This window comes from Glaciimonas soli, assembly GCF_009497155.1.
GTDB classification, from domain to species: domain Bacteria; phylum Pseudomonadota; class Gammaproteobacteria; order Burkholderiales; family Burkholderiaceae_D; genus Glaciimonas; species Glaciimonas soli.
On record NZ_WINI01000001.1, the window covers coordinates 1,163,755 to 1,190,751 of the forward strand.

The following is a 26,997-nucleotide window of genomic DNA, read 5'->3' on the forward strand; positions in this document are numbered from 1 at the left end:
CACTCCAATCACTGCCTTTCGTAAAATGGATTTCCCAGTTCGCGGGAGTGACGGGAATTTTTATCAAATTAATTACATAAGATTACTTAGAACACCAGTCTGAATATTCACTTTTCTCTTACTTCTTTAATAAGTGTATTTTTTAAGTAGCCGGGTAGTGTATTATTTCGCGCAACACCTTAGGAGAATTATGGACTTTATGCAATTCCTCGACGTCATTCTGCACGTCGACAAATCCCTCGGCATCTTAATTCAGCAGTACGGCCCATTGATTTATATGGTGCTGTTTCTTATTGTTTTTTGTGAAACCGGTCTGGTCGTTTTTCCATTTTTACCCGGCGACACATTGCTGTTCATCGGTGGTGCGTTTTGCGCTACCGGCGATATGAATATCTGGTTATTGATGGGCTTGTTGATTCTGGCGGCGACGACTGGCAATACCTTGAATTATTGGATAGGCAGCAAAATCGGGGACAAAGTATTTACCCATGATTATCGCTGGCTAGACAAAAATGCTTTGAAAAAATCGCATGCGTTTTACGAACACCATGGCGGCATCACCATCGTTCTGTCACGCTTCGTACCGATTGTGCGTACCTTTGCGCCGTTTGTTGCCGGCGTTTCCAAGATGGATTTTGCTAAATTTCAGTTTTATAACATCGGCGGCGCATTGCTGTGGGTAGCCGGTTTGGTGACGGCGGGTTATTTCTTTGGAAATATCCCTATCATCCGCGATCATTTGAATACTATTGTTTTAGTCGGCGTTGGCGCAGCGGCGATTCCGGTTGTGTTGGGCGCTATGTGGAAGTTTTATCAAAAACTGACCGCGAAAAAAGCTATCGATTAAGATTAGCAAAACCAGACAATAAAAAAGGGAGTGACTTTTGATAGTCACTCCCTTTTTATTTTGCTGCTGACGCTTCTTAAACCAACGTCGTTGTTACATTAATATTGCCGCGTGTCGCATTTGAATATGGGCAAACATGGTGTGCCTTATCGGTCAGGTCTTTTGCAGCAGCCTTATCCATACCTGGCAAGGAAACCTTCAATTCAACCGTCAATCCAAAACCGCCTGGAATCTGACCGATACCCACCAGACCAGTTACGCTGAAATCCGCTGGTAAAGTGATTTTTTCCTGTCCTGCGACGAATTTTACTGCGCCGATATAGCAAGCTGAATAACCGGCTGCGAATAGCTGCTCTGGATTTACTCCCGCGCCATCCTTGCCACCCAATGCTGCAGGCGGTACTAATTTAACGTTCAATAAACCGTCCGACGAGACCGCAGTACCTTCGCGACCGCCGGTTGCCGTTGCTCGTGCTGTGTACAGAACTTTTTCTGGTGATGCCATGATGATTTCCTCTCAAAAGAATAAAAATACGCTCAAGTTAACGCACCTACATCCAACGTACTCGCGTGATAAGCCTCTATGAAGCTATCAAAATCACCCGTTTGCGTTTGCTCCATGTTTTCCTGCTCAGCCACTGATTTCTCGGCCAGGTCAGTGAAATAAGCATACTCTTCCGCATTAGGCGGCCGAGCGCGGAAATACTCCGCATGTTGTTTACTCTGGCGCAATGCAAAGCTGATAAACGTTTCTTTGTTTTGCTTCAACTCCGCCAAAATACGCGCAGATGGCGTCAACTCAGGATGCAGTATTTTTTGACGTTGCAGCATCAGCGCATCCATATGTGCAGTATCACCGCGCTGTGCATCCAGCAGCTGTGCTGCCGCGCTAATTCCTTTAATAAGATCCTCGCCCCATGCTTGCAGCGGTACTTTTTCGCCACTACGGCTTAATAGCAATCCCGGACGGCGCCCTTCTTTCACGGTACGCGCAAAATTTTCGGCACTTTCGTAAGTATGTACCTCGTCAGAACAAGGACTTTCATGCAAAGCACAAAATAGCAAAAAAGCATCTAAAAATCGTGCAGTTTGCTCATTGATACCGGTTGGTTCATACGGATCAATATCCATGCAGCGCACTTCGATGTATTGGACACCGCGCGCCACTAAAGCTTGAATCGGCCGTTCGCCACTGTTGATCACGCGCTTAGGTCGTATCGTGGCGTAGTACTCGTTTTCGATTTGCAAAATATTGGTATTGATCTGTATCCATTCCCCATCGCGATGCGTGCCAATCTCGGCATAAGGTGGATAAGGTTGGCTTACCGCTTTCGACAAGCTGCTGATATACGCATCCAGATTGTTGTAATGCGGGGTCAACTCGGCTTGCGCCTTACTTTGATAACCCAGATCACTCATGCGCAAGCTGGTCGCGTACGGCAGATACAGCGTTTCGTCATCCAGCGTATCAAGCTTATGCTCGCGCCCTTCCAGAAAACTGGTCGCAATTGCCGGCGATGCGCCGAATAGATACATCAACAGCCAGTTATAACGACGGAAATTGCGAATCAAAGCAATATAGCCATTCGATTGCGCACTTCTGGTTGGCGCAGTACAGCCTTCCGCAGCCTGAATCAATGGCCAGATTTCATCGGCTAAAGAATAGTTGTAATGAATACCTGCGATGCATTGCATGTGCTTGCCGTAGCGCAGCGCCAGGCCGCGTCGATACACATGTTTCAGCATGCCGATATGGGAAGTGCCGTACCAGCCAATCGGAATCTGTTCATCCGGCGGTAATTCGCATGGCATCGAATCGCTCCACAACATTTCATCGCCCAACTTGCTGTACACAAAGCGATGAATCGTATTGAGTTCGCTCAAGACTGTGGTGATATCGTGCTCTGGCGGAGTAATAAACTCCAACAATGATTCAGAATAATCGGTGGTGATTTGCGGGTTAGTCAATGCCGATCCCAAAGCCAGCGGATGGGGTGTCAATGCCAATTTTGCATCAGGAGTCACACGTAAAGTTTCACGTTCAATACCGCGTAAGCCTTGCGCTAATAAACCACGATTTTTCTCTTCGCCTAACAAGGCCAAACGACGTGCATACTGGTTGTTTGATAAGTAGCTCAATTCAAATTCCTCTCGATGTCGTCTTGACTAGCTGTTCTTATTATTGTCGCTAGCAGGTCTCAGTTTAGTTAAAAGGGCGTTAGTACCTTGAGCTCATAAGCTAATGTAGCGAGAGAATAGCCGAAAATACAAAAGCGCGTCGGCTAGTGACGAAAGCGCTCTTTTAATGCGCGGATCGCCATAACTACCTCGATTTTACTTTTCTTTCGGATCAAAAATTGATGTCTATTTCATATTTTTCATGATCATTGCCTAGCCATAATGCGCTAAGTCGCGCAACTATTAAATAGCAAAATAAGCAAACCAGTGCTGCGCAGACAAGCAAGCCTTTATAATCTCGTTTTAATTTGTTACTGCGAGCTCTACCATGACAGCACACATCATCGACGGCAATCTCCTCTCCCAACAATTACGCGCCGACGTTGCCAAACGCGCCGCCGCACTCACTGCGCAAGGAAATCAACCCGGTCTGGCCGTGATTCTGGTCGGTGACAGTCCTGCATCGCAGGTGTATGTGCGCAACAAAGTGAAAGCTTGTCAAGATAACGGTTTACATTCAGTGCTGGAAAAATACGATGCAGACCTGAGTGAAGCTGCATTATTGGCACGTGTTGAGGCCCTCAATAATGATCCGAAAATTCACGGGATTCTGGTGCAACTGCCTTTGCCCGCCCATATCGACGCGCATAAAGTAATTGAAGCTATTGCCGCTGAAAAAGATGTAGATGGTTTCCATATCAGCAATGCCGGTCTGCTGATGACCGGCCAGCCCCTGTTTCGCCCATGCACGCCGTATGGCGTGATGAAAATGCTGGAATCGATCAACTACGAAGTCCGTGGCGCACATGCAGTTGTCGTTGGCGCCTCCAATATCGTCGGCAAACCGCAAGCAATGTTGCTCTTGCAAGCCGGCGCCACCGTCACCATCTGTAACTCCAAGACCCGTGATCTCGGTTTGCACACCAGAATGGCGGATATCCTTGTGGTCGCTACCGGCAAACGTAATATCGTCACTGCTGACATGGTCAAACCCGGCGCGGTCGTCATTGACGTTGGCATGAACCGTGATGACAATGGCAAATTATGCGGCGACGTCGACTATCCGAATACCAAAGAAGTTGCGGGTTATATCACCCCGGTGCCAGGCGGTGTCGGGCCGATGACCATCACCATGTTGCTGGTCAATACGATTGAAGCCGCAGAAAGAAAATAAACTTATGACAGCTATCTCCACCGCAACCCACGCAGAAAACCCGTTGTTAGATTTTTCTGACCTGGCGCATTTCGACACGATCAAGCCAGAACACGTTACTCCTGCAATCGCCTTTTTGTTGGAACAAGCAAGCATCGTGGTCACGCAGCTGGAAGCGCCACAAGCATCGCTCACCTGGGAAAATTTTGTTGAACCGCTGGAAAACGTTACTGAAAAACTAGGCCGAGCCTGGGGCATAGTCGGACATTTGAATGCGGTGGTAGATACTCCTGAATTGCGTGCTGCTTACAATGAAAATCAGCCCAAGCTGATCGAATTCTGGACCGCTCTGGCACAAAATTTAGCATTGTTCGATAAATATAAAGCACTCAGTACCAGCGCAAACTTTGCCGCTCTTTCGGTCGCCCGCAAAAAAATCATCGAAAATGCCGTGCGTGATTTCCGCCTCGGCGGTGCAGAGTTGCCAGAAGCCGACAAAATTCGTTTTGCCGATATTCAGGAAAAACATGGCGCATTAACGACAAAATTTTCCGAAAACATTCTTGATGCGACCAACGATTACGGCTTGTTTATTCACGATGAAGCTGAATTGAGTGGCCTGCCGGATGACGTCAAACAGACAGCGCATGCGGCAGCCAGACAAGACGACAAAGAAGGTTATAAATTCACCCTGCATTTCCCCTCTTACTTCCCGGTTTTGCAATATGCAGACAACCGTGCGTTACGTGAGAAAATTTATCATGCCAACGCCACCAAAGCGTCTGAATTAGGCGTAAAAGCAGAATGGGATAACACGCAAAACATCGTTGAAATTCTCAAGTTGCGCGATGAGGAAGCCAAGCTACTCGGCTTCAAAAATTATGCGCAATTGTCGCTGGTGCCAAAGATGGCCGCATCGCCCAAAGTGGTGGTCGATTTCTTGCAAGACTTAGGTCATCGCGCGCGTCCATTTGCAGAAAAAGATTTAGCCGAGTTACGCGCTTTTGCCAAAGATCAGTTGCATATCGATACGCTGGAAGCGTGGGATAGCACTTATGCGTCGGAAAAGTTGCGCGAACAGCGTTATGCATTTTCAGAGCAGGAAGTAAAACAATACTTCCCTGAGCCGAAAGTCATAGAAGGCTTGTTCTCGGTGGTGCAGAAATTGTTTTCTGTCGAAATCAGCGTCGATCAGGCGCCGACCTGGCATCCCGATGTGAAGTTTTTCAAGATCACAAAAGATGGCAAATTAATCGGTCAATTTTATCTGGATTTATATGCTCGCAACGGCAAGCGCGGCGGCGCATGGATGGATGATGCACGCGCGCGACGCCGTCTGAGTGACGGGACGATTCAAACACCAATCGCTTATCTGACCTGCAATTTCACTGCACCGACAGTAATCGATGGGCTAATCAAGCCGGCGCTGTTTACGCACGATGAAGTGATTACCCTATTCCATGAATTTGGACACGGCTTGCATCATATGCTGACGCAAGTTGATGAAATCGGCGTATCAGGTATCTCTGGCGTTGAATGGGATGCAGTCGAGTTGCCATCACAATTCATGGAAAATTTTTGCTGGGAATGGGATGTTTTGCAAAACATGACGGCACATGCCGATTCGGGCGAGCCATTGCCGCGTGCATTGTTTGACAAGATGACTGCGGCTAAAAACTTTCAGTCTGGCATGCAAACTTTGCGTCAGGTTGAGTTCTCCTTGTTTGATATGCGCTTGCATGACGACTACGATGCATCCGGCACCCAAACGGTGCAACAAGTGATTGATGCGGTGCGCGAGCAAATTGCCGTCATTAAACCGCCGGCGTTCAATCGTTTTCAACATTCATTCAGTCACATTTTCGCAGGTGGTTATGCTGCCGGCTATTACAGTTATAAATGGGCAGAAGTGTTGTCGGCCGATGCTTATAGCGCATTTGAAGAAGCTGCGGCATTAGGTAGCAACGGCGGCAATACCGTGTCTGTTGAAACCGGCAAGAAATTTCAAACTGAAATTTTAGCTGTTGGCGGGTCGCGTCCGGCGTTAGAATCGTTCAAAGCCTTCCGAGGACGTGAACCTAGCATTGACGCGCTGTTGCGACATAGCGGGATGGCGGCATAAGACCTGCGATTGTTTTAAATCCTTCTCCCGTCAACGGGGAAGGAGTAATTGGTGATTTGTTCAAATTTTTCACAATTTTCACAAAAGGAAATACATGAAACTGGCCGCACCTTTTTTATCCATCGCTTGTTTATTAATGACGTTCACGGCAACCGCCAATGCACAACAACTATTTAAAACCGTTAATGCCGACGGCAAAATTACATACAGCGACACGCCGCCTGTCGCAGGTAAGGTAGTTACCCAAAATGTGGGGAATGCCAATCAAGGCAATGACACCAGCGGTTTGCCATATGAATTGGCACAAGCCGCTAAAAATTTCCCGGTGACTTTATACAGTGCAGATAAATGTGCACCTTGTAACGAGGGCCGCCAGCTTCTACAAAGTCGTGGCATTCCGTTTACCGAAAAAACCGTTAACCGCGACGGCGATGTAGCCGCTCTAAAAGAAATCAACGGTAATAGTCAAATACCGCTGCTGCTCATAGGTCGCGAAAAAGTAAACGGATTCTCTTCCAGCGACTGGAGTTCAGCGCTAACGACAGCAGGCTATCCCAAAAATAGCCAACTACCTAAAAGTTATCACAACGGCCAGATCTCCACCGCAGCAGCGACTCCAGCAATAACCGATGTTGTCGCCCGTTCTGATAATCGCAAAACGAACAATGCTGCCGACCATGGGAAAATCCCCCCTGCCGCTGGCAATGCACCGCCTGGGTTTCAATTTTAAATTTTAATAGGTATGTCAAAAAACTGTTTAGACTAGGCATGCCGCCGCAGACAGTACTGGAAGTACGACAAGGCGGCACAACAACGTATAAACAGTTTTTTTGATGTACTTATAATGACTCGTATCGATTTTCACACCAATATCGCTGATAAATTTTTGTACACGTGCCGGCTAGTGCGCAAAGCACTTTCTGCCGGTGCTTCTACTTCTGCAACCACTTCTGTTGCAAAAAATAAAATCATCGTATTGGTCAGCAATAGCGATGATTTACTCAAACTGGATCAGATGTTGTGGACCTTTTCTGAGCAAGATTTTTTGCCGCATGTGAAAGCGAATGACCCTTTGGCAGCGCAAACGCCGATCATTTTGGCGACCGCCAGCGATGCAACAGCTGCACTGCCGCATCATCAAATGCTGATCAATTTATCGGGCGATACACCCGCCGATTTTGCACGCTTTGAACGCGTATTTGAAATTGTGACCCAGGATGAAATCGACAAAACCAACAGCCGCGAACGCTATCGCTTTTATCAGCAAGGCGGCTATCCTTTGACGCATTTTGTCGCCGACAAGGTGTAAAGCTACCCCATGAGTAAAACATGAGCAACCATACTCCCGACGCCGGCATCCCCCTTCTGACCGAAGTCATCCCCGAGGTAGCGCCGGTACCGCTGTTAGAAGACATCATCGCGACCCCGACTGCAGATGCTGCTGTCTTAATGCCGCCAATAGCTCAACCTCAGGCTGACCTCCAAAATCCCATCCTAAGTCAACAAGACTGGGATCGCTTAGAACTAGAAATTCGCGAAAAAGTCTTGCGTCAATTACAAGACAGGATAGATTTCGTGATCGAACAACGCGTGCGTGACAGTTTGGCCGATGTTTTACAAACAGCCGTAGAAGGCATGGCGGAACAAATTAAAACAGGCTTGCATCAGACCTTAAACGAGGTAATTTCCCGCGCCGTGATGCTTGAGTTAAACAAATTCGAAAAAACAAAAAATTAATATCAATACGTTCTTTTTAAATCATTTTTATTAAACTTATGATTCATATAGAAAATTATTACATCAATTCTGATTACATAAATAAACGATTCCTTCTTACAATACCATCTTTGTAATGGCAATATAAACAAACACGGGGATAGGATGAAAGTCATCGTTTTAGGTTCGGGCATTATTGGCACCACTTCTGCGTGGTTTCTCAATAAAGAAGGTTATGAAGTCACCGTGATTGATCGTCAGTCTGGTGCTGCGCAAGAAACCAGCTTTGCCAACGGCTGTCAGATTTCGGTATCGCATGCCGAACCATGGGCCAATCCACAAGCACCGATGAAAGTGCTGAAATGGCTAGGGAAAGAAGACGCGCCCTTACTGTATCGCTTCCGTCCAGAATGGCTGCAATGGAAATGGGCTGTCAGTTTCTTACGTGAATGTTTGCCTTCTCGTACCAATAACAACATCCGTCAAATCGTTGCATTATGCGAATACAGTCGCCAAACTTTGGTTGATGTTCGCGCTGAAACCGGTATCGAGTATGATCATCTGGTGCGCGGTATTTTGCATTTTTATACAGAACAAAAAGAATTCGATGATTCGCTCGCTGCCGCACAATTGATGCGCGATCTGGGTTGCCCGCGCAACTCGATCAGTGCCGATGAAGTGGTCAAGATTGAACCGTCATTAGCGATCATTCGTGACAAAATTGTCGGTGGCGATTACACCGATAACGACGAATCCGGCGATGTCTATAAATTTACTACTGGTTTAGCGGATAAAGCGCAAAAAGCGGGCGTCAAATTCCAGTTCAACACCACCGTCACACGTCTGATTACCGAAAATCACAGCGGCAGCACTAAAATTACGGCTGTCGAAGTGATCAATCCTGATGGTCGTCATGAAGTCTTGCATGCAGATGCTTTCGTGGTCGCCATGGGTAGTTTCTCGGAACAATTGTTGAAACCGCTGGGCATAAACTTGATGATTTATCCGGGTAAAGGCTATTCAGCCACTTACAAGATTACCAATCCTGCCGCAGCACCGACGGTATCGCTGACTGACGACGGTTATAAATTAGTGGTCTCCCGTTTGGGCGATCGCCTGCGCGTCGCTGGCACTTGTGAGTTGAATGGTTACACACGTGAGCTGAACTCCACGCGCTGTGAAGCGATTACGCGTCGTACCCGTGAATTGTTCCCTGATGCATGCGACTACGACAATCCAGTCTATTGGACCGGCTTGCGTCCGCTGACACCGTCGAATATTCCTTACATCGGCAAAACCAAGATCAGCAACCTGTTCCTCAATGCTGGTCACGGCACATTAGGTTGGACTATGGGTTGCGGTTCTGGTCGGGCTATTGCCGATATCGTTGCAGGTCGCGTGCCTGATATTGATTTTGCCTTTACTGGTATTCCGCGTCGTAAGCCTAAGCAAGGAGTTACGGTGCCGCAGGTGCAGACTCAGAATTAATTCTTCGCCGCTTTATGAAAACGCCACTGACGGGGAGCTGTCAGTGGCGTTTTTTTGCTTTTGGCATATGCGGGAATCGCTATGAAGGTAATTTAGTCGGCTGTCACTCCGTGGGTCCGGCAATGTCGGGGGTAGCCCGACAGCTACTCACTTTTCTTGCTTCGCCAAGAAAAGTAAGCAAAAGAAGGCGATCGCAGAGCCGTTGCCCGCCGGTGGCGGGTCCCCAAAATTACAGACAACATTCGGGAGGAAAGACCAACTCGCTGCGCTCAAACATGTCTTCCCTCTTTTTCCGAATGTTGTCTGTAATTTTGGCAACGTCCAATGCGAAATTCAAAGTCAAAAGCAACAGCCTTAATGATTCATCCTTATTCGCTCGAAAATCCTCATCAAATATTTCCGCGACACTAGGGTGTTGTTTTTGAAGTACCGCATTGGACGTTGCCAAATGTGACGACTGTCATTCGGGAATTATGGGAAGACATGTTTGAGCCGCAGGCGAGTTGGTCTTTCCATCCGAATGACAGTTGTCACATTTGGGGCCCCGCCAACGGCGGGCAACGGCTCTGCGTCGCCTTTCTTTGCTTACTTTCTTTGGCGAAGCAAAGAAAGTGAGTAGCCGCCGGTCTACCACCGGCATGGCACCACGGAGTGACTCCCTCATCAGCAACCTCAGGCCTTGGCACGACTGTTGCATTACCAATCGCACAGAGTCACAAACCTCAAATAAAGCACCAGAAAAGAGCAACCAAAATTTACTTAACAGCCTTCACCTGTATAGCGGCCGCTTTCTCATCAAACGCCACCCGCGTAACGAACTTGGCCCGCTTCATGGGAAACCGCGATTGATAATGCCGCACATTACCGGACCCCGAAATCACCGTCCGCACAAACTGATAATAAGCATCCATATCAATCACATGCACCACCACAAAATAATCGTAATCACCGGAGACAAAATAACATTGCATCACTTCCACTTCTTTATTCATGCGTAATTCAAATTCTTGCATGTGTTCATCAGATTGATTGTTCAGTGAAATTTCGAGAAAGGCCAACAGCCCGTAACCCAGCGCAAACGGATCTACCAAGGCAACGTCAGCCTGAATAATCCCGGCGTCGCGCAATTCGTGCACGCGTCGCAGGCAGGTTGGCTGCGATATATGGGCTTTTTCAGCCAGTAGCCGTGTTGGCATTTGATTATCACGTTGCAACAGGTTTAGTAACTTGCGATCAACTTTATCGAGGGTGTGCTGTTTGCTCATATCAGAATGGGGGTAGAAACAATAAATTGATAAAAATTTGCATAAAACCTCTTTGCGAATTGTTTTTTATGATGTACCGTTAGTTTTCTTCTGGCAACTTATTAACGTAGGCTCGGAGAGAGACATATTTTCAACATAACCTAAAAACGACGTTAAAAACATAGGCTTTCACGTAGTACTTTTATCATATTGATGTTGCATTAAATGCGTTGTACTTTTTATTTTGCTATAGCCTTGAGCTTAGCTTTATTTTAAATCCACGGGAGAGAACTTCATGTTGCTAAAGACTAAAATTATTCCATTAGTTGGTGCCGTCATTCTGGCATTTTCAAGTGCAGCCTTCGCACAAGAAGAAACTGTCATTATCGGTCACGTCGGTCCGTTGACAGGCCCAAATGCTCACATTGGTAAAGACAATGAAAACGGCGCCAAAATGGCGATCGATGAATTGAATGCCAAAGGCACTTTGATAGGCGGTAAAAAAGTAAAGTTTGTACTGGATTCCGAAGATGACGCGTCTGATCCGAAACTGGCCACCACTGTTGCACAAAAACTAGTGGATGAGCATGTTAACGGTGTTATCGGCCACATGAATTCTGGTACTACGATTCCTGCATCGAAAATTTATTACGACGCTGGCATCCCACAAATTTCACCGTCTGCAACTAACCCTAAATACACTCAACAAGGTTTTAATACGGCATTCCGTGTCGTAGCTAATGATGGCCAGTTGGGTGGTACGCTGGGACGTTATGCAGTCAATACACTCAAAGGCAAAAAAATTGCCGTCATTGATGACCGCACTGCGTACGGTCAAGGTGTCGCAGAAGAATTTGCGAAAAGTGCGAAAAAGGCCGGTGCATCTATTGTTGATAACCAGTTCACCACCGACAAGGCGACTGATTTCAACGCCATCTTGACTTCAATCAAAGCAAAAAGTCCTGATCTGATTTTCTTCGGTGGTATGGATGCAGTGGGTGGTCCAATGTTGCATCAAATGGATCAATTGGGCATTAAAGCGCATTTCATGGGTGGTGATGGTTTGTGCACTACCGAACTGGCCAAACTCGCTGGTACTGGCTTGAAAGACGATGAAGTTGTTTGTGCTGAAGCTGGTGGTGTTCCAGAGGGAGAAAAAACAGCATTGAATGATTTCAAAACTGCTTATCAGAAAAAATTTAACCAGGAAGTCGTGATCTATGCGCCGTATGTCTACGATGCAACGATGACGATGGTTCAGGCGATGCAAGAAGCCAAATCAGCTGATCCGAAAAAATATTTACCTTACCTGGCGAAAATCAATCACAAAGGTGTCACTGGCACTATCGCGTTTGATCCTAAAGGCGATATCAAAAATGGCTCTCTGACTTTGTACACTTACAAAGATGGTAAACGCACTTTATTGACCGTCACTAAATAAGCGATAAAAGCGATAGCAAGCACGTCGCTTTAAAAAATAAATAGCGCATAGATTCATTTCTGTAAGAATCTGGACAGCGTCCCGACTTCATCGTCGGGACGCTTTTTTTTCGTCGTCAAATCTGAAAATGCGCACTTTTAGCGCTTTAAATTTCCACCCGGAAATTTAAAGTCAGGAATGAATATCTCTTTAAGGAAATTGCTTGGAGAACTGCAGTACTTGTTGTAACTTTTGTCAGGTCACATAGATGAAACACAACAAACAGTGTTCGGTAACTTTATTTTTTACCGGGCAACTCTCTATTTGATGTCTTTATTTTTAGCAGTAAATCCTTAGGAGGAAAGTCCATGCAGTCGAAGTTCAAAATGATTTTAGTAGCGAGCGCAATCACTTTTGCATTTTCAGGTAGCGCCTTTGCGCAACAAGAAGAGATCGTCAAAATTGGCCATGTTGGCCCGCTCACAGGCCCATCCGCTCACTTGGGCAAGGATATGGAAAACGGCGCCAAAATGGCGATCGAAGAACTGAATACCAAGGGCATCATGCTCGACGGTAAAAAAGCGAAGTTCGAATTGCTAGGTGAAGATGATGCATCCGATCCTAAACAAGGTACTGCCGTCGCACAAAAATTGGTGGATGCGCATGTCAATGGTGTCATCGGTCACTTAAATTCCGGTACCACCATTCCTGCGTCGAAAATTTATTACGATGCCGGTATCCCACAAATCTCCCCAGCCTCAACCAACCCAAAATACACACAGCAAGGCTTTAATAGCGTGTTCCGCGTAGTTGCCAATGACGGACAGCTTGGCGGCACATTGGGGAAATATGCGGCAACCACATTAAAAGCTAAAAATGTCGCGGTGATTGATGACCGTACCGCTTATGGACAAGGTGTCGCAAGTGAATTCGCCAAAGGCGCCAAAGCGGCCGGTGTTAACATTGTGGCGTCGCAATTCACCAATGATAAAGCGACCGATTTCAATGCGATTCTGACGTCCATCAAGGGCAAGAATCCTGATGTGATTTTCTTTGGCGGCATGGATGCTGTTGGCGGCCCTATGTTGCGTCAGATGAAGCAACTTGGCATCAAAGCTAAATTCATGGGCGGCGATGGTTTATGTACTACTGACTTGGGCAAACTTGCTGGTGATGGCTTGATTGACGATCAAGTGATTTGTGCAGAAGCGGGCGGTGTTGAAGATTCTGGCAAAAAGAAAATGGATGCCTTCAAAGCTGCTTATTTGAAAAAATATGGTACCGACATCAAACTCTACGCAGCGTATTCCTACGATGCCGTAATGACGATGGCCGATGCGATGCAAAAAGCCAAATCAGCCGATCCTAAAAAATATTTACCTGAGCTAGCCAAGATCCAACACGATGGCGTCACTGGCCACATTGCGTTTGATCCTAAAGGTGATATCAAAGACGGCACATTGACGATTTACACTTACAAAGATGGAAAACGGACGCAATTGGCTGTTACTAAATAACTAGCCGTGAACTCCCCCTCTCCCGCCTGCGGGAGAGGGTTTACCGTAATGGTAATGTAAAATACCTGCACCAAATCCCCCCAGAGAACACTATGCAAATGAAAGCCCAATTGCTTCCTTTCACAGCGGCCGTTGCGCTCGCTGGCACCATGACCATGGCGCGTGCCCAGGAACAAATCGTCAAAATTGGTGAAGTCGGGCCACTGACTGGCCCTGTAGCGCATATGGGCAAAGATAATGAAAACGGCGCCAGAATGGCGATTGATGAGTTGAATGCCAAAGGCATCACGCTAGCTGGCAAAAAAGTGAAGTTTGTACTGCAATCTGAAGATGATGGCAGTGATCCCAAATTGGCGACAGCTGTGGCACAGAAATTAGTCGACGCCAAAGTGCAGGCAGTAATCGGCCATCTGCAATCCGGTACGTCGATTCCTGCTTCGAAAATTTATTACGACGCCGGCATTCCACAGATATCCCCATCGGCCACCAGTCGCAAATATACACAGCAAGGTTTCAATACAACTTTCCGTGTGGTTGCCAATGATGGGCAGCTAGGTAACACTTTAGGGCGTTATGCAGCGAACACTTTGCATGCCAAAAATGTTGCTGTCATTGATGATCGCACTGCCTACGGCCAAGGTTTGGCCGACGAATTCACTAAAAGCGCGAAAGCTGCCGGTATCAATATTGTCACAGCACAGTACACCAGCGACAAAGCGACCGATTTCAACGCCATTTTGACAACGGTGAAAAGCAAGAAACCTGACCTGATATTTTTTGGTGGCATCGATGCCAGCGCGGGTCCCATGCTGCATCAAATGAAATTACTCGGCATCAAAACGAAATTGATGGGCGGTGATGCTATCTGTACCAACCAACTGCCACAGCTGGCGAGTGACGGTTTGATCGATAACATGGTGGTGTGTGCCGAGGCCGGCGGTGTAGAAAAATCTGCGGAGAAAAAATTAGGTGCCTTTGAAGCTGCTTATAAAACCCGTTACAACAGTGAGATCAAACAATATGCGCCGTACACCTACGACGCAGTAATGACGATCGCCGATGCGATGCAAAAAGCGAATTCGGCCGATCCAAAAAAATATCTACCGGTATTGGCAAAAATTACGCATCATGGCATCACTGGCGACATCGCATTTGATGCCCACGGTGATATTAAAAACGGCGCTATCACTATTTACACCTTTAGAAGTGGTCAACGTGTGGTGCTGAATGTGACCAAATAACATGCTATACAACAACGTGGAACGCCCGTCCATTGTCTACTACAATGTTGGGCACACGTTTTAACGTTTCTCTTGTAATTAAGTAACATATATTCGTAACAAAATTCCTTAGGAGGAAATTTATGAAAAGTAAATTCAATACCATGTCACTCGCCATCGCAGCGACGTTGGCATTTTCTGGCGCTGCTTTTGCACAAGAACAAACCGTCACTATTGCCACCGTTGGTCCATTGACTGGCGGAATCGCGCATATTGGTAAAGACACGGAAAATGGCGTCAGGATGGCGATTGAAGAATTGAATGCCGAAGGTACGACCATCGGCGGTAAAAAAATTACATTCGTCATGCAGTCAGAAGATGACGCTGGCGATCCAAAACAAGCGACTACCGTTGCGCAAAAGCTCGTTGATAAAAAAGTCAGCGGTGTCGTTGGTCACCTGCAATCGGGTACAACAATTCCTGCTTCCAAAATTTATTACGATGCCGGCATTCCCCAAATTTCACCTGGCGCGACTAATCCGAAATACACCCAACAAGGCTTTAACACTGCCTTCCGTGTAGTGGCCAATGACGGTCAATTGGGTGGCACGTTGGGTAGCTATGCGGTGAAAACACTGCACGCAAAAAATATTGCTGTGATTGATGACCGTACCGCTTACGGCCAAGGTTTGGCGGAAGAATTCACAAAAGGTGCAAAAAAGGCCGGCGCCAACATCGTTTCAACCCAGTACACCAATGACAAGGCAACTGACTTCAATGCCATCCTGACGCAAATTAAAGCCAAGAAACCTGATGTGATTTTCTTCGGTGGTTTGGATGCCGGCGCTGGCCCTATGCTGCGCCAAATGAAACAACTGGGTATCAAGGCTAAATTGATGGGCGGCGATGCAATTTGCACTACTGAGCTACCTAAATTGTCAGGCGATGGCCTGATCGACGACCAGGTCGTGTGCGCTGTAGCCGGTGGCGTAGCACCGTCCGGTAAAAAAGCGATGGACGATTTCAATACGGCGTTCAAGAAGCGCTACGGCCATGACGTAGTCATTTACGCACCATATAGTTACGATGCAACGATGACATTGGCAGATGCAATGAAACAGGCCAAATCCACTGATCCAAAAGTGTATTTGCCGTTCCTCGCGAAAATCAATCACAAAGGCGTGACTGGCACGGTCTCATTCGATGCCAAAGGCGATATGAAAAATGCTGCGCTGACTTTGTATACTTTCAAAGCTGGTACACGCACTCAGATCGAAGTGGTCACCAAGTAAGAATACTGCACAACACGTAAAAAAAGCGCCCTTGGTGTGGGGCGCTTTTTTTATTCTTACAAGATCTGTTTTGAGAATACTTACGATTACTTCTGCGACAGAATCCACTTAACCAAAATGTGCGCTTCTGCCGGTGTCACTTGGGCGTTGGCAGGCATAGGGATGGCGCCCCATGTTCCGGTGCTACCCTTCAGCACTTTGTCTACCAACATATCTTCCGCACCCTTTTGACCTGCAAATTTTTTGGCGACATCGATATACGCAGGGCCAACAATCTTAGTCTTCACGGAGTGGCAAGCCAGACAATTTTTGGCTTTAGCCAAATCAAGACCGGCATCTGCGTAACTCAGTGTCGAGACTGATGCCATAACACCGAAAGTCGCACAGACTAACAAACTACGTGTTGCAAATTTCATCATTCTTCATCCTTTCGTTAAAACTGCTTGCATTGTACTTAACGGTCGCCAATGTCTCATATTCACCCAACATCAGTAGTCATCAAGAATCGCACATATAAGTACATATATCAATCGGACCTTGCGGATTATTGACCATTGCCATAAATCAACATATGCTACGAATCAGTGAAATTTAGTCAAGGAAACGTAATGCCGCTCATCATCATCATTGTATTGTTAGTTGTCATGAAACTAACCGAATTTGGACCATTAGGCACTATTTCCTGGTGGTGGATCTCCGGCTTGATGGCGGTTGCTTTCATTTGGTTTGAATTTATAGAACGCTTGCTAGGCCTGGATAAAAAGCGAGCGCATGAAGCCATGGAAAAGTCTCGCTTAGACCGGGTTAAAAAAACTTTCGAAGGGCCTGGACGCTCAAGACGAAAATAAGGTTCACGTTGATTGTGCGTCAACCTTATTTAAGCATATGATTTAGCCATAATTAATATGGATATCATATGAATATAGAATTACGCCAGCTACGCTACTTCGTTGCAGTTGCTGAAGAAATGCATTTTGGTCGCGCTGCATTACGCTTGCACATGACCCAACCGCCGTTATCGCAAACCATACAAGCGCTTGAGGCCCTGCTGGGCACTCCACTATTTATCCGCACCAATCGCAGCGTGGCGTTGGCTCCTGCTGGACTGGCGCTACTGCCTGAGGCACGCCGTATGCTGCAACAGGCTGAAATGCTTCCCGATTTGGTGCAGCGCGCCGCTTCCGGAAAATCTGGCTTGTTGACGCTGGCATTTGTATCGACCGCCGACTACAGCATTCTGCCGTCTCTGTTGCGCGAGTTTCGTACCGCCTATCCACAGGTACAAATAGAACTTAAAGAAGCCACCAGCGATGTTCAGTTAGAGCAATTGATGCAGGATCAAATTGATGCCGGATTACTGATTCCTCCGCTCTCAGACAAAGCCAGACTCATATTAAATTATCAAGCCATATTATCGGAGCCTTTAGTCTTGGCTGTGCCTGCCGACCATGTTTTAGGCGATCCCGACGATGCAAAAAATAAAATAAGTTTGAACTCCTTGAGCGATTTACCACTCATCATCTTTCCGCGTCGTATTTCACCTGGTTTACACGATACGATACTGTCTTGTTTCCGTAATGCCGGTGTGACGCCGCATGTCGGGCAAGAGGCAATCCAGATGCAAACCATCGTAGGCCTGGTGTCCGCTGGTATGGGATGCGCGCTTGTGCCACAATCGGTGTCGAATTTAAAACGCCCCGGTGTCACCTATCGGGAATTGAAAGAAACCACGCCATCGGTCGAAACCGGTTTGGCCTGGCGTAAAGACAATGCGTCGCCAGTGTTGCAAGCATTTTTAGAACTAGTGCAATTGAGAAAGAACCTATGCTGATTCACCCCATGCCTGACCCTATCGCCCTATCCATAGGCCCACTCCACGTCCGTTGGTATGGTCTGATGTATTTACTGGCGTTCATCCAATTCATTTACGTTGGACGCATCCGCATCAAGCAACCGCATATTGCCGCTCAAGGCTGGAAAAAAGAAGATCTTGATGACATGCTGTTTTATGGCGTATTAGGTGTCGTCATTGGCGGGCGCTTAGGGCAAGTATTTTTTTACGACCCCGTCTATTACTTTACCAATCCATCCCAAATCATCGCCGTGTGGAATGGCGGCATGTCATTTCATGGTGGCTTCCTCGGCGTGATGCTTGCAATGTGGTGGTGGGGTCGCAAACACGGTCGCAAGCTAATGGACATTATGGATATGATCGCACCGATGGTCCCGCTTGGGTATGCTGCTGGCCGTTTGGGTAACTTCATCAATGCCGAATTACCTGGTCGTGTTGCCGACCCTTCGTTGCCGTGGGCGATGATCTGGCCGAATGTTGATAACTTACCGCGCCATCCATCGCCGATTTATCAAATGCTGGTCGATGGCATTTTAGTGTTTATCATTCTCTGGATTTTCTCTCGCAAACCGCGCCCACGCATGGCAGTGGCTGGCTTGTTTTCGCTGCTGTATGGTTGCGCCCGTTTCTTCACAGAGTACTTCCGCGTTCCCGATTACAACGTCACCTTTGCAGGCATCACGATTTCAGCCGGGCAGATGTTATCGATACCGATGATTATTCTGGGAATTATTTTGCTGGTGATTGCTTATCGAACGCCGCAATCTGAGCAGACTGTCAAAAGGACGTAGTACGTCATCATGAAATCGGCAGCTACAAAAATTGTGGCTGCCGATGTTGATCACTTCAACAAACCCATCAAACATTTCCATTCGACTGCGCTGACCGGCGTAATCGACAAGCGATTCCCTTTTTGCAAAATGCGCATCTCTGCCAATGCCGGCAAACTGCGTATTTCCGCCAGACTCAGCAAGCGCGTCTTTTTAAGTGCGCGCACGTCAACCATCACCCAACGCGGCGTCTCTTGGGTTGCTTTGGGATCAAAATATTTGCTGTTTGGGTCAAACTGCGTATCGTCTGGATATGCAGTGCTGGCGACTTCTGCGATACCGGCAATCCCCGGTTCGGCGCAACTGGAGTGATAAAACAGTACGCCATCACCGACTCGCATTACATCACGCATGAAATTACGCGCCTGGTAATTACGGACACCGTACCAGGCGATGGTTTGCTTAGGCAACGCCAACACATCATCGATGCTGGCATCTGCGGGTTCGGATTTCATGAGCCAATATTGCATGTTAATCCTATCGCAAAATGAAAATTAGATTAGTTTTTACAGGCAGCTTCGATTACATAGAAAAAATTTCTAAAAAGTAACATTTTTTGACTGAATTATAGAAATCTATTCTACATAACTAGTTTTACGATCTGTTTTATGAAAACACTATTACGTCCATTTACACAGCACCCGGCGTCAGTTGATGAGACCTATCTGCAGCATATGGCGACATCACTGTCATTCGCGTTGCCATTGCTAATCGCAGCATTGGCATGCTTAATTCATGCCGTATTTCCTTTTCTGTGCACATCCACAGGCAGCAAAACTATCACCCGATTATATGACCGGATGGTGACAAATCGGTGTAAAACAAAACACCAGAATCTAACGCAAAAGAAAAACTCTTGAAATACCTTACGAGCATAAAAAAGCGGCTGCATCTTTGAAAATGCAACCGCGTCAGTATTAAGTCCCGCCTATGCCGCTTTGCCGGCATCCTGAACCAAGGAGGTTCAAGTTGGCTACAGTTAGTTCAATTTCGGGTTCATCGGACTAGCGACGATCACGCCCATCAAACGATGTTCCGTAACCGCTGCGTAAAAATGGTTCAAGGAATTTTAGCAATGGCGAACAAGGCAGGAGCGCCAAGTTTACTCCAACCACTTCTCATGTCAAACACTTTGACGAATAAAAATGTAATCGAAGTACAGTACTATCAATTATTAAAACAATGCCTCTTGCGGCCCCAATGCCTTGTCCAGCGCTTCATGCATAGTTGTAATTTCTTGTTTCACTTCTGCCATTGTCAAACCAGACATTGGACCGTCAGGTGCCCTTGCAGACAGCATTTCTGCCGCCATTCCCAGAGCTGCCATGACAGCAATACGATCGTTGCCCCGCACTTTTCCACCGTCGCGTATGCTGCACATTTTGCCGTCCAGATAAGCGACCGCCTGCCGTAAAGCAGTTTCTTCGCCCTCTTTACACGCCAAGGTATAAGCCTGCCCCATGATATTGACGCTTATCTGTGTCATATGATTTCCTCATCATGTGCATCGTCATGCTCACTGCCATGATTCTGCACCAGATCATGATCATCCTGTGGCGGTGCCGGGATTTTATTGAGTAATGTTGAAACGCGCTGATGCGCCGTATTAATACGACGCGTCAAGTCCGTATTTTGAAGAGTAAGCGCGGCGACATTCTTGCGCAGTTCCTTATTTTCTAATCGTAAGGATTGCGTCAATTCTGCCAGCAGGCGAATTTTTTCGGATAATTGGTGGAATTCTGAAATCATCCCATCACTATAGTGGTGCAGATGATTTCACGTCAATAGATACTATAAATAGTTTTATGCAATGCAGCATATAAGACTATAAGCAACTGAGGTTTCGGTTAATTTATTGCGGTTTTAACACTGATAAGCAAATCAGATTACTGTCTAAGTAAGGCTGCATAAGTATTTAGACTAGGCGCTTCGGCGCAGACAGTACGACTGTATGGCAAGGCGGAGGCAACAATGTATAAATACTTATGCGACCTTACTTAATTAACGCATTAACGGATCACATCGGCATGCAGGCGAATACCCTCTCTGGCAGTTTCATTCAAATCAGTGCCGCCTTCTTTTTCCACATATTCCAGCAATTCACGCCGCATCCGTGGCTCCCAGGAGCGCTTGATATGCAAAGCAAAATCATTCAACGCTTGCCTTCTGTCTGGCATGGTTTCAAAAAAAACTGCGATTTGATTTGCCATGGTGATTAAGTGACGTTGATTCATGATGATAATAATTTTCGGTTTAGTAGGAGTAACGCGATTGGGACAGTTTTGCCGGCTATCCAATTTAGCTGATTATGCGCCGCTCATGCGTATACACCACATGCGACCTTGAGTGCGTACGAACAAATCCCAACAAAGTAACGTCAGCCTGCTGCGCCAATCTGATCGCCAGGGCCGTCGGCGCAGAAATAGCAGCAATAAAACCTATCCCCATGCTGGCTGCTTTTTGTACCATTTCATAGCTGGCGCGGCTAGTGATGATGACCGCGCCGCAACTTAAATCTTCCTTGCCTTCATTCCTCGCGGCCAAAGCGCCGATCAATTTATCCAACGCATTGTGCCGTCCCACATCTTCCCGCACCAGCAAAATCTCGCCATTTTTATTCAGCCATGCAGCCGCATGCGTAGCGCCAGTTTGTTGCTGCAATTGCTGTTGTTGCTGCATGCTGGCAATCGCTGCGTACACGGTCGCGACACTAAACTTCGCACTGGAATTGACCGGCAACGGCTTACGTATAGCTTGCGCCAATGTTTCAGCCCCGCATAAACCGCATCCGGTACGACCTGTCAGATTTCGACGCTTTTCTTTCAATGCAATAAAGCGCTCTGTTGCAATCTGCATCTGCACTTGTATGCCGTCAGGCACAGCGACGACCTCACAATCGAACAATTCACTCGGATCAGTCAAGATGCCTTCAGTTAGCGAAAAACCTAACGCAAAATCTTCCAGATCAGCTGGTGAAGCCATCATCACAGCATGGGAAATGCCGTTGTATTCCAAGGCTATTGCGACTTCCTCCGCCACGACATCTTGTTCTTTGATTGAGACGCTTTCACGCCATTTCTCTACAGTGACTGTCGCCACAGTAGAAAAATCAACATCATCCGTATCCATAGACGCACTCATCGCAACCTCACTCAGTTCTTACTTTGTCACTAACGTATCCGCTTCCTGCAGCAACCGTGTTTGCTCTTCATGCACGCGATTGAAATCTTTTTGCCATGCCGATGATTGTTCATGAGCGGGCACAGGCATCACTTGCACCGCAGTGACTTTATATTCAGGGCAATTGGTTGCCCAATCCGAATTATCGGTAGTAATCACGTTGGCGCCCGATTCAGGGAAATGGAAAGTGGTGTACACCACGCCCGGTTGCACCTTCTCTGTCACCGTCGCCCGCAACACAGTTTCACCGGCACGCGAGGCAATCCCGACCCAATCATTTTCCTTGATGCCGCGGTCTTCAGCATCATGGGGATGGATTTCCAAACGATCTTCACTATGCCACGCAACGTTTTCGGTGCGCCTTGTCTGAGCGCCGACGTTGTATTGCGACAGGATTCTGCCTGTGGTCAAAATCAGTGGGTACTTACGCGTTACTTTTTCAGAAGTAGCGAAATATTGGGTGTTGATGAATTTTCCTTTGCCACGCACAAATTCACCTATATGCATAATTGGCGTACCTTCTGGCGCTGCGTCATTGCATGGCCATTGCAAACTGCCAACCTGATCCAGCTTGGCATAACTGACGCCGTGGAAAGTGGGTGTCAATGCAGCGATTTCATCCATGATTTCTGATGGATGTTGGTAGTCCATCGGATAACCCAAAGCGTTAGCCAGTGCTACGGTCACTTCCCAATCCGATTTCCCGGCTTTAGCAGGCATCACTTTGCGAACGCGTGAAATACGACGCTCAGCGTTGGTGAAGGTGCCATCTTTTTCCAGGAACGATGAACCCGGCAAGAACACGTGCGCATATTTTGCGGTTTCGTTCAAGAATAAATCCTGCACCACTATGCATTCCATTGCTGTCATCGCGGCGATCACGTGTTGCGTATTTGGGTCAGATTGAACTATGTCCTCACCTTCGCAATACAAACCCATGAAACTCCCGTCGAGCGCAGCATCGAACATATTCGGAATGCGCAATCCTGGTTCTGGACTGAGTGTCACGTTCCATGCTTGCTCAAATTGCGTTCTGACCGTGGTATCCGAAACATGACGATAACCCGGCAATTCATGCGGGAAGGAACCCATATCACACGAACCTTGCACATTGTTCTGCCCACGCAATGGATTAACGCCCACACCCTCGCGCCCGACATTGCCAGTTGCCATAGCAAGATTGGCGATGCCGATTACCATTGTCGAGCCCTGTGCATGTTCAGTCACGCCCAAGCCGTAATAAATCGCACCATTGCCGCTGCTGGCAAACAAGCGTGCGGCGCCGCGGCATTCTTCGGCGGAGACACCAGTGATTTCAGCCATGGCTTCTGGCGAATTATCCGCACGTAATACGAATTCTTTCCAGTCAGCGAACGATTGCGTATCGCAACGCTCGGCGACAAAAGTCTCATCGTGCAAACCTTCCGACAAAATCACATGGGCCATTGCAGTGATCAACGCAACGTTAGTGCCGGGGCGCAGTTTCAAGTGATAATCAGCTTCCACGTGCGGCGACTTGACCATCTCGGTGGTACGCGGATCGATCACTATCAACTTTGCACCCTGACGTAATCTCCGCTTCATTTGTGAAGCAAACACCGGATGTGCAGATGCAGGGTTGGCACCGATGATCATGATCACATCGGATTTCATCACTGAGTCAAAAGTCTGGGTTCCAGCTGATTCGCCTAAAGTTTGTTTCAGTCCATAACCAGTCGGTGAATGGCAAACCCGGGCGCAAGTGTCGACGTTGTTATTGCCAAATGCGGCGCGGACTAATTTTTGCACCAGATAGGTTTCTTCATTGGTACAGCGTGATGAAGTAATACCGCCGATTGAGTCCTTGCCATGTTTGGCCTGAATCCGACGGAACTCGCTTGCAGCGTAAGTCAACGCTTCATCCCACGAAACTTCACGCCAGGGATCAGTGATTTTACTGCGTATCATAGGCTTGGTAATGCGGTCTTTATGCGTGGCGTAACCCCATGCAAAACGACCTTTGACGCAAGAATGTCCATGGTTAGCCTGACCATCTTTATGCGGCACCATGCGCACTACTTCGTTACCCTTCATCTCGGCTTTGAATGAACAACCGACTCCGCAATATGCACATGTCGTAATCGCACTGTGCTCGGCTTGCCCCAACATGATCACCGATTTTTCGGTCAAGGTCGCCGTCGGGCAGGCTTGTACACAAGCACCGCAAGAAACGCATTCTGATTCCATGAAACTATCCAACTGCCCAGCCGAGACGCGCGACTCAAAACCACGGCCATCTATTGTCAGTGCAAAAGTCCCTTGCGTTTCTTCGCAGGCGCGGACGCAACGATTGCAGACGATGCACTTGGATGGATCGTAAGTGAAGTAAGGATTGGATTCATCCTTTTTCATTTTCAGATGGTTGTCACCTTCGTAGCCATAACGCACCTCGCGCAAACCAACCACGCCAGCCATATCTTGCAATTCGCAATTACCGTTTGTCGGGCAAGTCAGACAATCGAGCGGATGATCAGAGATATACAATTCCATCACGCCACGGCGAATATCCGCCAGTTTTGGTGTTTGCGTACGCACCTTCATACCAGCTTCACATGGCGTGGTACAGGATGCCGGATAACCACGCTTACCGTCGATTTCTACTAAACACAAACGGCAAGAGCCAAACGGTTCCAGGCTGTCGGTCGCACATAATTTTGGTACGTTAATGCCAGCATCAACTGCTGCCCGCATCACCGATGTGCCGGCAGGCACTTGCACTGATATGCCATCGATTTCCAGCGTGACGCTTTGCTCAGAATGCTTTTCTGGCGTGCCATAATCCAGATCGTTTAATTGGTTCATATTTTATTTCTCCAACGCGTAAGCTGATCGTTTTTTGTCCACAATTATGCGAAGTCTTCAGGGAAGTGATCCAACGCTGATAAAACTGGCAGTGGTGTCATATTCCCCATAGCACATAACGAACCATTGATCATCGTGTCGCACAAATCACGCAGCAACGCGATGTGGGGTGCTTTATCTTGATCGGCAACGATTTTATCGATCACTTCCACGCCACGGGTTGAACCTATGCGGCATGGCGTGCATTTCCCACACGACTCAACCGCGCAAAATTCCATCGCATAGCGTGCTTGCGCGGCCATATCTACACTGTCGTCAAACACCACGATACCGCCATGTCCGACCGTGCCGCCGACAGCGGCGAAACTTTCATAGTCAATTTTGGTGTCAAATAAAGAATCAGGTAAATACGGACCTAACGGGCCGCCAACTTGCACCGCCCGTATCGCCCGACCACTGGCCGTACCGCCACCAAAATCAAACAACAATTCGCGTAGCGTTACACCGAAAGCCTTCTCTACCAAGCCACCGTGTTTAATGTTGCCCGCCAATTGCATCGGCAATGTACCGTACGAACGACCGATACCGTAATTCTTATAAAACGCTGCGCCACGTGCCAAAATAATCGGCACCGAAGCCAACGAGATCACATTGTTGATGACGGTTGGTTTGCCGAATAAACCCTCAATCGCTGGCAACGGCGGTTTAGCGCGAACAATGCCGCGCTTTCCTTCCAGGCTTTCTAGCAAAGCGGTTTCTTCGCCGCAGACATAAGAGCCGGCACCCTTACGCACTTCCAGATGGAAGGAAGTGCCGGAATCAAGCAGATTTTCACCGAGATAATGTCGTGCATTGGCAATAGCAATAGCCTCATTTAAAGCGGCAATTGCGTGCGGATATTCAGAGCGAACGTAGATATAACCTTGCGTCGCACCGACTGCCAAGGCTGCAATTGTCATACCTTCGATCAGCATGAAAGGATCATCTTCCATCACCATGCGATCGGAAAAAGTCCCGGAATCGCCTTCGTCGGCGTTGCAAACTATGTATTTTTGCGTAGCCGGAGTATGCGCGACCGTTTTCCATTTAATCCCAGTCGGAAAAGCTGCACCGCCACGGCCACGCAAACCCGAGTCGAGTACTTCTTGCACCACATTTTCTGGCGACATGGCCAAAGCACGTTGCAAGCCCTGATAACCTTCGTGCGCCAGATAGTCATCCAGCGATACAGGATCAGTGATACCGACACGGGCAAAGGTCAAGCGTTCTTGTTTTTGCAGATAAGGGATCTGGTCAACCAAACCGATGGCTAACGCATGCTTGCCACCGTTCAGAAAGTCAGCGTCAAATAATCCGACTACATCTTCTGGCTCTATCGGCCCGTAGCCTATGCGACCTTGGGCGGTCACGACTTCAACCAATGGCTCTAGCCAAAACATTCCGCGCGAACCATTACGGATTAGATTGACCGCAATGCCGCGTTGCTCGGCTTGTTCGATAATGGCTGCAGCAACCTGATTGGCGCCAAGCGCGATCGCAGTCGAGTCGCGTGGAACATAAACAGTATAAGTAGTGCTCATTCGACACCTCGTTTGGCCGCTACTAAGCGATTAAATTTGTCTGCACTAACACGTGCGTATAAGTCATCATCTATCATGATGTTAGGGCCGCAAGCGCATTGCCCTAAGCAATACACCGGCTCTAAAGTAAATTGTCCATCACTGGTGGTGTTATGAAAGTCGCAGCCCAGGGCTAATTTCGCATGCTCTGCCAGCTTCTCCGAACCTACAGCCTGGCAAGCTTCTGCGCGACAAATTTGCACGACATGCTTGCCTGCCGGTTGTTGACGAAAATGATGATAAAAACTGATCACACCATGCACTTCAGCGCGTGACAGATTCAACTGATCAGCAATCAGTGGCACTGCATCCGATGGAATATAACCAACCGCATCCTGTATCTGATGCAAAATCGGCAGCATCGCGCCGGGCATGGTTTTGTGCGCGCTGACGATGGCCGCGACTTGCGCAAGAACCGCTGCGGAAGAAACCGTTTCGATTGCTGGCTTCACGAAATTTAATGCAAATGTCTTCGTCG

27 protein-coding genes and 1 other RNA gene are annotated in these 26,997 nt (G+C 47.6%); 15 read left to right on the forward strand and 13 right to left on the reverse strand.

Annotation, left to right across the window (positions count from 1 at the left end; all coding sequences use genetic code 11):
* Positions 1-190 precede the first annotated feature (190 nt).
* On the forward strand, positions 191-847 hold the full coding sequence (locus tag GEV47_RS05330) for a VTT domain-containing protein (RefSeq protein ID WP_153233620.1): 657 nt from the start codon (positions 191-193) through the stop codon (positions 845-847).
* 76 nt (positions 848-923) lie between these two features.
* Here the strand turns inward: GEV47_RS05330 and GEV47_RS05335 are convergent, their stop codons facing one another.
* Both GEV47_RS05335 and gshA read right to left on the reverse strand, forming a co-directional pair.
* Complete coding sequence (locus tag GEV47_RS05335; protein ID WP_153233621.1) at positions 924-1,352, reverse strand: organic hydroperoxide resistance protein; 429 nt, start codon at positions 1,350-1,352, stop codon at positions 924-926.
* Between the two features lie 32 nt (positions 1,353-1,384).
* Positions 1,385-2,986 carry a glutamate--cysteine ligase gene (gshA, locus tag GEV47_RS05340; protein WP_153233622.1) on the reverse strand — a complete coding sequence of 534 codons (1,602 nt, stop codon included), beginning with the start codon at positions 2,984-2,986 and terminating at the stop codon, positions 1,385-1,387.
* A 367-nt stretch (positions 2,987-3,353) separates the two neighbouring features.
* Between gshA and folD the strand changes: the two genes are divergently transcribed.
* From folD to GEV47_RS05370, 6 genes are all read left to right on the forward strand, one after another.
* Positions 3,354-4,199 (forward strand): bifunctional methylenetetrahydrofolate dehydrogenase/methenyltetrahydrofolate cyclohydrolase FolD, encoded by an 846-nt coding sequence (gene folD / locus GEV47_RS05345; RefSeq protein WP_153233623.1) that lies wholly within the window; start codon positions 3,354-3,356, stop codon positions 4,197-4,199.
* 4 nt (positions 4,200-4,203) lie between these two features.
* Positions 4,204-6,300 carry a M3 family metallopeptidase gene (locus tag GEV47_RS05350; RefSeq protein ID WP_153233624.1) on the forward strand — a complete coding sequence of 699 codons (2,097 nt, stop codon included), beginning with the start codon at positions 4,204-4,206 and terminating at the stop codon, positions 6,298-6,300.
* 94 nt (positions 6,301-6,394) lie between these two features.
* Positions 6,395-7,030: a glutaredoxin family protein gene (locus GEV47_RS05355; protein WP_228124566.1), complete on the forward strand. Its 636-nt coding sequence runs from the start codon at positions 6,395-6,397 to the stop codon at positions 7,028-7,030.
* Positions 7,031-7,144: 114 nt separating this feature from the next.
* Positions 7,145-7,609 carry a DNA polymerase III subunit chi gene (locus GEV47_RS05360; RefSeq protein WP_153233625.1) on the forward strand — a complete coding sequence of 155 codons (465 nt, stop codon included), beginning with the start codon at positions 7,145-7,147 and terminating at the stop codon, positions 7,607-7,609.
* 20 nt (positions 7,610-7,629) lie between these two features.
* The gene (locus GEV47_RS05365) at positions 7,630-8,037 is read left to right on the forward strand and encodes a hypothetical protein (protein WP_153233626.1); all 408 of its coding nucleotides are present in this window, start codon (positions 7,630-7,632) and stop codon (positions 8,035-8,037) included.
* A gap of 144 nt (positions 8,038-8,181) precedes the next feature.
* Complete coding sequence (locus GEV47_RS05370; protein WP_153233627.1) at positions 8,182-9,504, forward strand: D-amino acid dehydrogenase; 1,323 nt, start codon at positions 8,182-8,184, stop codon at positions 9,502-9,504.
* A 755-nt stretch (positions 9,505-10,259) separates the two neighbouring features.
* On the opposite strand, the gene GEV47_RS05375 is transcribed toward GEV47_RS05370, so the two are convergent.
* Positions 10,260-10,769: an Lrp/AsnC family transcriptional regulator gene (locus tag GEV47_RS05375; RefSeq protein WP_153233628.1), complete on the reverse strand. Its 510-nt coding sequence runs from the start codon at positions 10,767-10,769 to the stop codon at positions 10,260-10,262.
* Between the two features lie 274 nt (positions 10,770-11,043).
* On the opposite strand from GEV47_RS05375, the gene GEV47_RS05380 reads away from it, so the two are divergent.
* From GEV47_RS05380 to GEV47_RS05395, 4 genes are all read left to right on the forward strand, one after another.
* A complete protein-coding gene (locus GEV47_RS05380; RefSeq protein ID WP_153233629.1) occupies positions 11,044-12,189 on the forward strand; it encodes a branched-chain amino acid ABC transporter substrate-binding protein in 1,146 nt (381 codons plus the stop codon).
* A gap of 347 nt (positions 12,190-12,536) precedes the next feature.
* Entirely contained in the window at positions 12,537-13,685 is a 1,149-nt protein-coding gene (locus GEV47_RS05385; protein WP_153233630.1) for a branched-chain amino acid ABC transporter substrate-binding protein, read from the forward strand.
* 92 nt (positions 13,686-13,777) lie between these two features.
* Positions 13,778-14,926 carry a branched-chain amino acid ABC transporter substrate-binding protein gene (locus GEV47_RS05390; RefSeq protein ID WP_153233631.1) on the forward strand — a complete coding sequence of 383 codons (1,149 nt, stop codon included), beginning with the start codon at positions 13,778-13,780 and terminating at the stop codon, positions 14,924-14,926.
* 122 nt (positions 14,927-15,048) lie between these two features.
* Positions 15,049-16,197, forward strand: coding sequence for a branched-chain amino acid ABC transporter substrate-binding protein (locus GEV47_RS05395; protein WP_228124567.1), 1,149 nt, complete (start codon positions 15,049-15,051; stop codon positions 16,195-16,197).
* Positions 16,198-16,283: 86 nt separating this feature from the next.
* Here GEV47_RS05395 and GEV47_RS05400 read toward each other — a convergent pair whose 3' ends face one another.
* Complete coding sequence (locus tag GEV47_RS05400; protein WP_153233808.1) at positions 16,284-16,565, reverse strand: c-type cytochrome; 282 nt, start codon at positions 16,563-16,565, stop codon at positions 16,284-16,286.
* Positions 16,566-16,805: 240 nt separating this feature from the next.
* On the opposite strand from GEV47_RS05400, the gene GEV47_RS05405 reads away from it, so the two are divergent.
* The 3 genes from GEV47_RS05405 to lgt all read left to right on the forward strand — a co-directional run bounded on the left by GEV47_RS05405 (position 16,806) and on the right by lgt (position 18,840).
* Complete coding sequence (locus GEV47_RS05405; RefSeq protein WP_153233632.1) at positions 16,806-17,045, forward strand: TIGR04438 family Trp-rich protein; 240 nt, start codon at positions 16,806-16,808, stop codon at positions 17,043-17,045.
* A gap of 68 nt (positions 17,046-17,113) precedes the next feature.
* Positions 17,114-18,028, forward strand: coding sequence for a LysR substrate-binding domain-containing protein (locus tag GEV47_RS05410; RefSeq protein WP_153233633.1), 915 nt, complete (start codon positions 17,114-17,116; stop codon positions 18,026-18,028).
* Positions 18,022-18,840, forward strand: coding sequence for a prolipoprotein diacylglyceryl transferase (lgt, locus tag GEV47_RS05415; RefSeq protein ID WP_153233634.1), 819 nt, complete (start codon positions 18,022-18,024; stop codon positions 18,838-18,840). Before GEV47_RS05410 ends, lgt begins: the two co-directional genes overlap by 7 nt.
* Positions 18,841-18,890: 50 nt before the next feature.
* On the opposite strand, the gene GEV47_RS05420 is transcribed toward lgt, so the two are convergent.
* Positions 18,891-19,349 (reverse strand): EVE domain-containing protein, encoded by a 459-nt coding sequence (locus tag GEV47_RS05420; protein WP_153233635.1) that lies wholly within the window; start codon positions 19,347-19,349, stop codon positions 18,891-18,893.
* A 138-nt stretch (positions 19,350-19,487) separates the two neighbouring features.
* Here GEV47_RS05420 and GEV47_RS19485 point away from each other — a divergent pair, with 138 nt between their 5' ends.
* Entirely contained in the window at positions 19,488-19,739 is a 252-nt protein-coding gene (locus GEV47_RS19485) for a DUF6356 family protein (protein ID WP_228124568.1), read from the forward strand.
* Between the two features lie 57 nt (positions 19,740-19,796).
* Here the strand turns inward: GEV47_RS19485 and ssrS are convergent.
* The 8 genes from ssrS to GEV47_RS05460 all read right to left on the reverse strand — a co-directional run bounded on the left by ssrS (position 19,797) and on the right by GEV47_RS05460 (position 26,959).
* Positions 19,797-19,976, reverse strand: a non-coding RNA gene (gene ssrS, locus GEV47_RS05425) — 6S RNA.
* A 77-nt stretch (positions 19,977-20,053) separates the two neighbouring features.
* Entirely contained in the window at positions 20,054-20,365 is a 312-nt protein-coding gene (locus GEV47_RS05430; RefSeq protein ID WP_153233636.1) for a cell division protein ZapA, read from the reverse strand.
* The gene (locus tag GEV47_RS05435) at positions 20,362-20,628 is read right to left on the reverse strand and encodes a DUF904 domain-containing protein (protein ID WP_228124569.1); all 267 of its coding nucleotides are present in this window, start codon (positions 20,626-20,628) and stop codon (positions 20,362-20,364) included. Before GEV47_RS05435 ends, GEV47_RS05430 begins: the two co-directional genes overlap by 4 nt.
* Positions 20,629-20,888: 260 nt before the next feature.
* A complete protein-coding gene (locus GEV47_RS05440; RefSeq protein WP_153233637.1) occupies positions 20,889-21,113 on the reverse strand; it encodes a formate dehydrogenase subunit delta in 225 nt (74 codons plus the stop codon).
* Positions 21,114-21,177: 64 nt separating this feature from the next.
* Positions 21,178-22,020, reverse strand: coding sequence for a formate dehydrogenase accessory sulfurtransferase FdhD (gene fdhD / locus GEV47_RS05445; RefSeq protein ID WP_153233638.1), 843 nt, complete (start codon positions 22,018-22,020; stop codon positions 21,178-21,180).
* An 18-nt stretch (positions 22,021-22,038) separates the two neighbouring features.
* Entirely contained in the window at positions 22,039-24,900 is a 2,862-nt protein-coding gene (fdhF, locus tag GEV47_RS05450) for a formate dehydrogenase subunit alpha (protein WP_153233639.1), read from the reverse strand.
* A gap of 44 nt (positions 24,901-24,944) precedes the next feature.
* Positions 24,945-26,480 (reverse strand): formate dehydrogenase beta subunit, encoded by a 1,536-nt coding sequence (locus GEV47_RS05455; RefSeq protein WP_153233640.1) that lies wholly within the window; start codon positions 26,478-26,480, stop codon positions 24,945-24,947.
* A complete protein-coding gene (locus tag GEV47_RS05460; protein WP_322741565.1) occupies positions 26,477-26,959 on the reverse strand; it encodes a formate dehydrogenase subunit gamma in 483 nt (160 codons plus the stop codon). The genes GEV47_RS05455 and GEV47_RS05460 overlap by 4 nt, the downstream gene beginning before the upstream one ends.
* Positions 26,960-26,997: the final 38 nt, after the last annotated feature.

Bases quoted from the DNA above. Each gene is read 5' to 3' on its own strand.
- GEV47_RS05400 (WP_153233808.1), bottom strand. From the start codon at position 16,565: ATGGCATCAGTCTCGACACTGAGTTACGCAGATGCCGGTCTTGATTTG.
- GEV47_RS05350 (WP_153233624.1), top strand. From the start codon at position 4,204: ATGACAGCTATCTCCACCGCAACCCACGCAGAAAACCCGTTGTTAGAT.
- GEV47_RS05360 (WP_153233625.1), top strand. From the start codon at position 7,145: ATGACTCGTATCGATTTTCACACCAATATCGCTGATAAATTTTTGTAC.
- GEV47_RS19485 (WP_228124568.1), top strand. From the start codon at position 19,488: ATGAAAACACTATTACGTCCATTTACACAGCACCCGGCGTCAGTTGAT.
- GEV47_RS05375 (WP_153233628.1), bottom strand. From the start codon at position 10,769: ATGAGCAAACAGCACACCCTCGATAAAGTTGATCGCAAGTTACTAAAC.
- GEV47_RS05370 (WP_153233627.1), top strand. From the start codon at position 8,182: ATGAAAGTCATCGTTTTAGGTTCGGGCATTATTGGCACCACTTCTGCG.
- GEV47_RS05355 (WP_228124566.1), top strand. From the start codon at position 6,395: ATGAAACTGGCCGCACCTTTTTTATCCATCGCTTGTTTATTAATGACG.
- lgt (WP_153233634.1), top strand. From the start codon at position 18,022: ATGCTGATTCACCCCATGCCTGACCCTATCGCCCTATCCATAGGCCCA.
- folD (WP_153233623.1), top strand. From the start codon at position 3,354: ATGACAGCACACATCATCGACGGCAATCTCCTCTCCCAACAATTACGC.
- GEV47_RS05440 (WP_153233637.1), bottom strand. From the start codon at position 21,113: ATGAATCAACGTCACTTAATCACCATGGCAAATCAAATCGCAGTTTTT.
- GEV47_RS05385 (WP_153233630.1), top strand. From the start codon at position 12,537: ATGCAGTCGAAGTTCAAAATGATTTTAGTAGCGAGCGCAATCACTTTT.
- GEV47_RS05365 (WP_153233626.1), top strand. From the start codon at position 7,630: ATGAGCAACCATACTCCCGACGCCGGCATCCCCCTTCTGACCGAAGTC.
- fdhF (WP_153233639.1), bottom strand. From the start codon at position 24,900: ATGAACCAATTAAACGATCTGGATTATGGCACGCCAGAAAAGCATTCT.
- GEV47_RS05390 (WP_153233631.1), top strand. From the start codon at position 13,778: ATGCAAATGAAAGCCCAATTGCTTCCTTTCACAGCGGCCGTTGCGCTC.
- GEV47_RS05435 (WP_228124569.1), bottom strand. From the start codon at position 20,628: ATGATTTCAGAATTCCACCAATTATCCGAAAAAATTCGCCTGCTGGCA.
- fdhD (WP_153233638.1), bottom strand. From the start codon at position 22,020: ATGAGTGCGTCTATGGATACGGATGATGTTGATTTTTCTACTGTGGCG.
- GEV47_RS05405 (WP_153233632.1), top strand. From the start codon at position 16,806: ATGCCGCTCATCATCATCATTGTATTGTTAGTTGTCATGAAACTAACC.
- GEV47_RS05380 (WP_153233629.1), top strand. From the start codon at position 11,044: ATGTTGCTAAAGACTAAAATTATTCCATTAGTTGGTGCCGTCATTCTG.
- GEV47_RS05455 (WP_153233640.1), bottom strand. From the start codon at position 26,480: ATGAGCACTACTTATACTGTTTATGTTCCACGCGACTCGACTGCGATC.
- GEV47_RS05395 (WP_228124567.1), top strand. From the start codon at position 15,049: ATGAAAAGTAAATTCAATACCATGTCACTCGCCATCGCAGCGACGTTG.
- GEV47_RS05330 (WP_153233620.1), top strand. From the start codon at position 191: ATGGACTTTATGCAATTCCTCGACGTCATTCTGCACGTCGACAAATCC.
- GEV47_RS05335 (WP_153233621.1), bottom strand. From the start codon at position 1,352: ATGGCATCACCAGAAAAAGTTCTGTACACAGCACGAGCAACGGCAACC.
- GEV47_RS05430 (WP_153233636.1), bottom strand. From the start codon at position 20,365: ATGACACAGATAAGCGTCAATATCATGGGGCAGGCTTATACCTTGGCG.
- GEV47_RS05410 (WP_153233633.1), top strand. From the start codon at position 17,114: ATGAATATAGAATTACGCCAGCTACGCTACTTCGTTGCAGTTGCTGAA.
- GEV47_RS05420 (WP_153233635.1), bottom strand. From the start codon at position 19,349: ATGCAATATTGGCTCATGAAATCCGAACCCGCAGATGCCAGCATCGAT.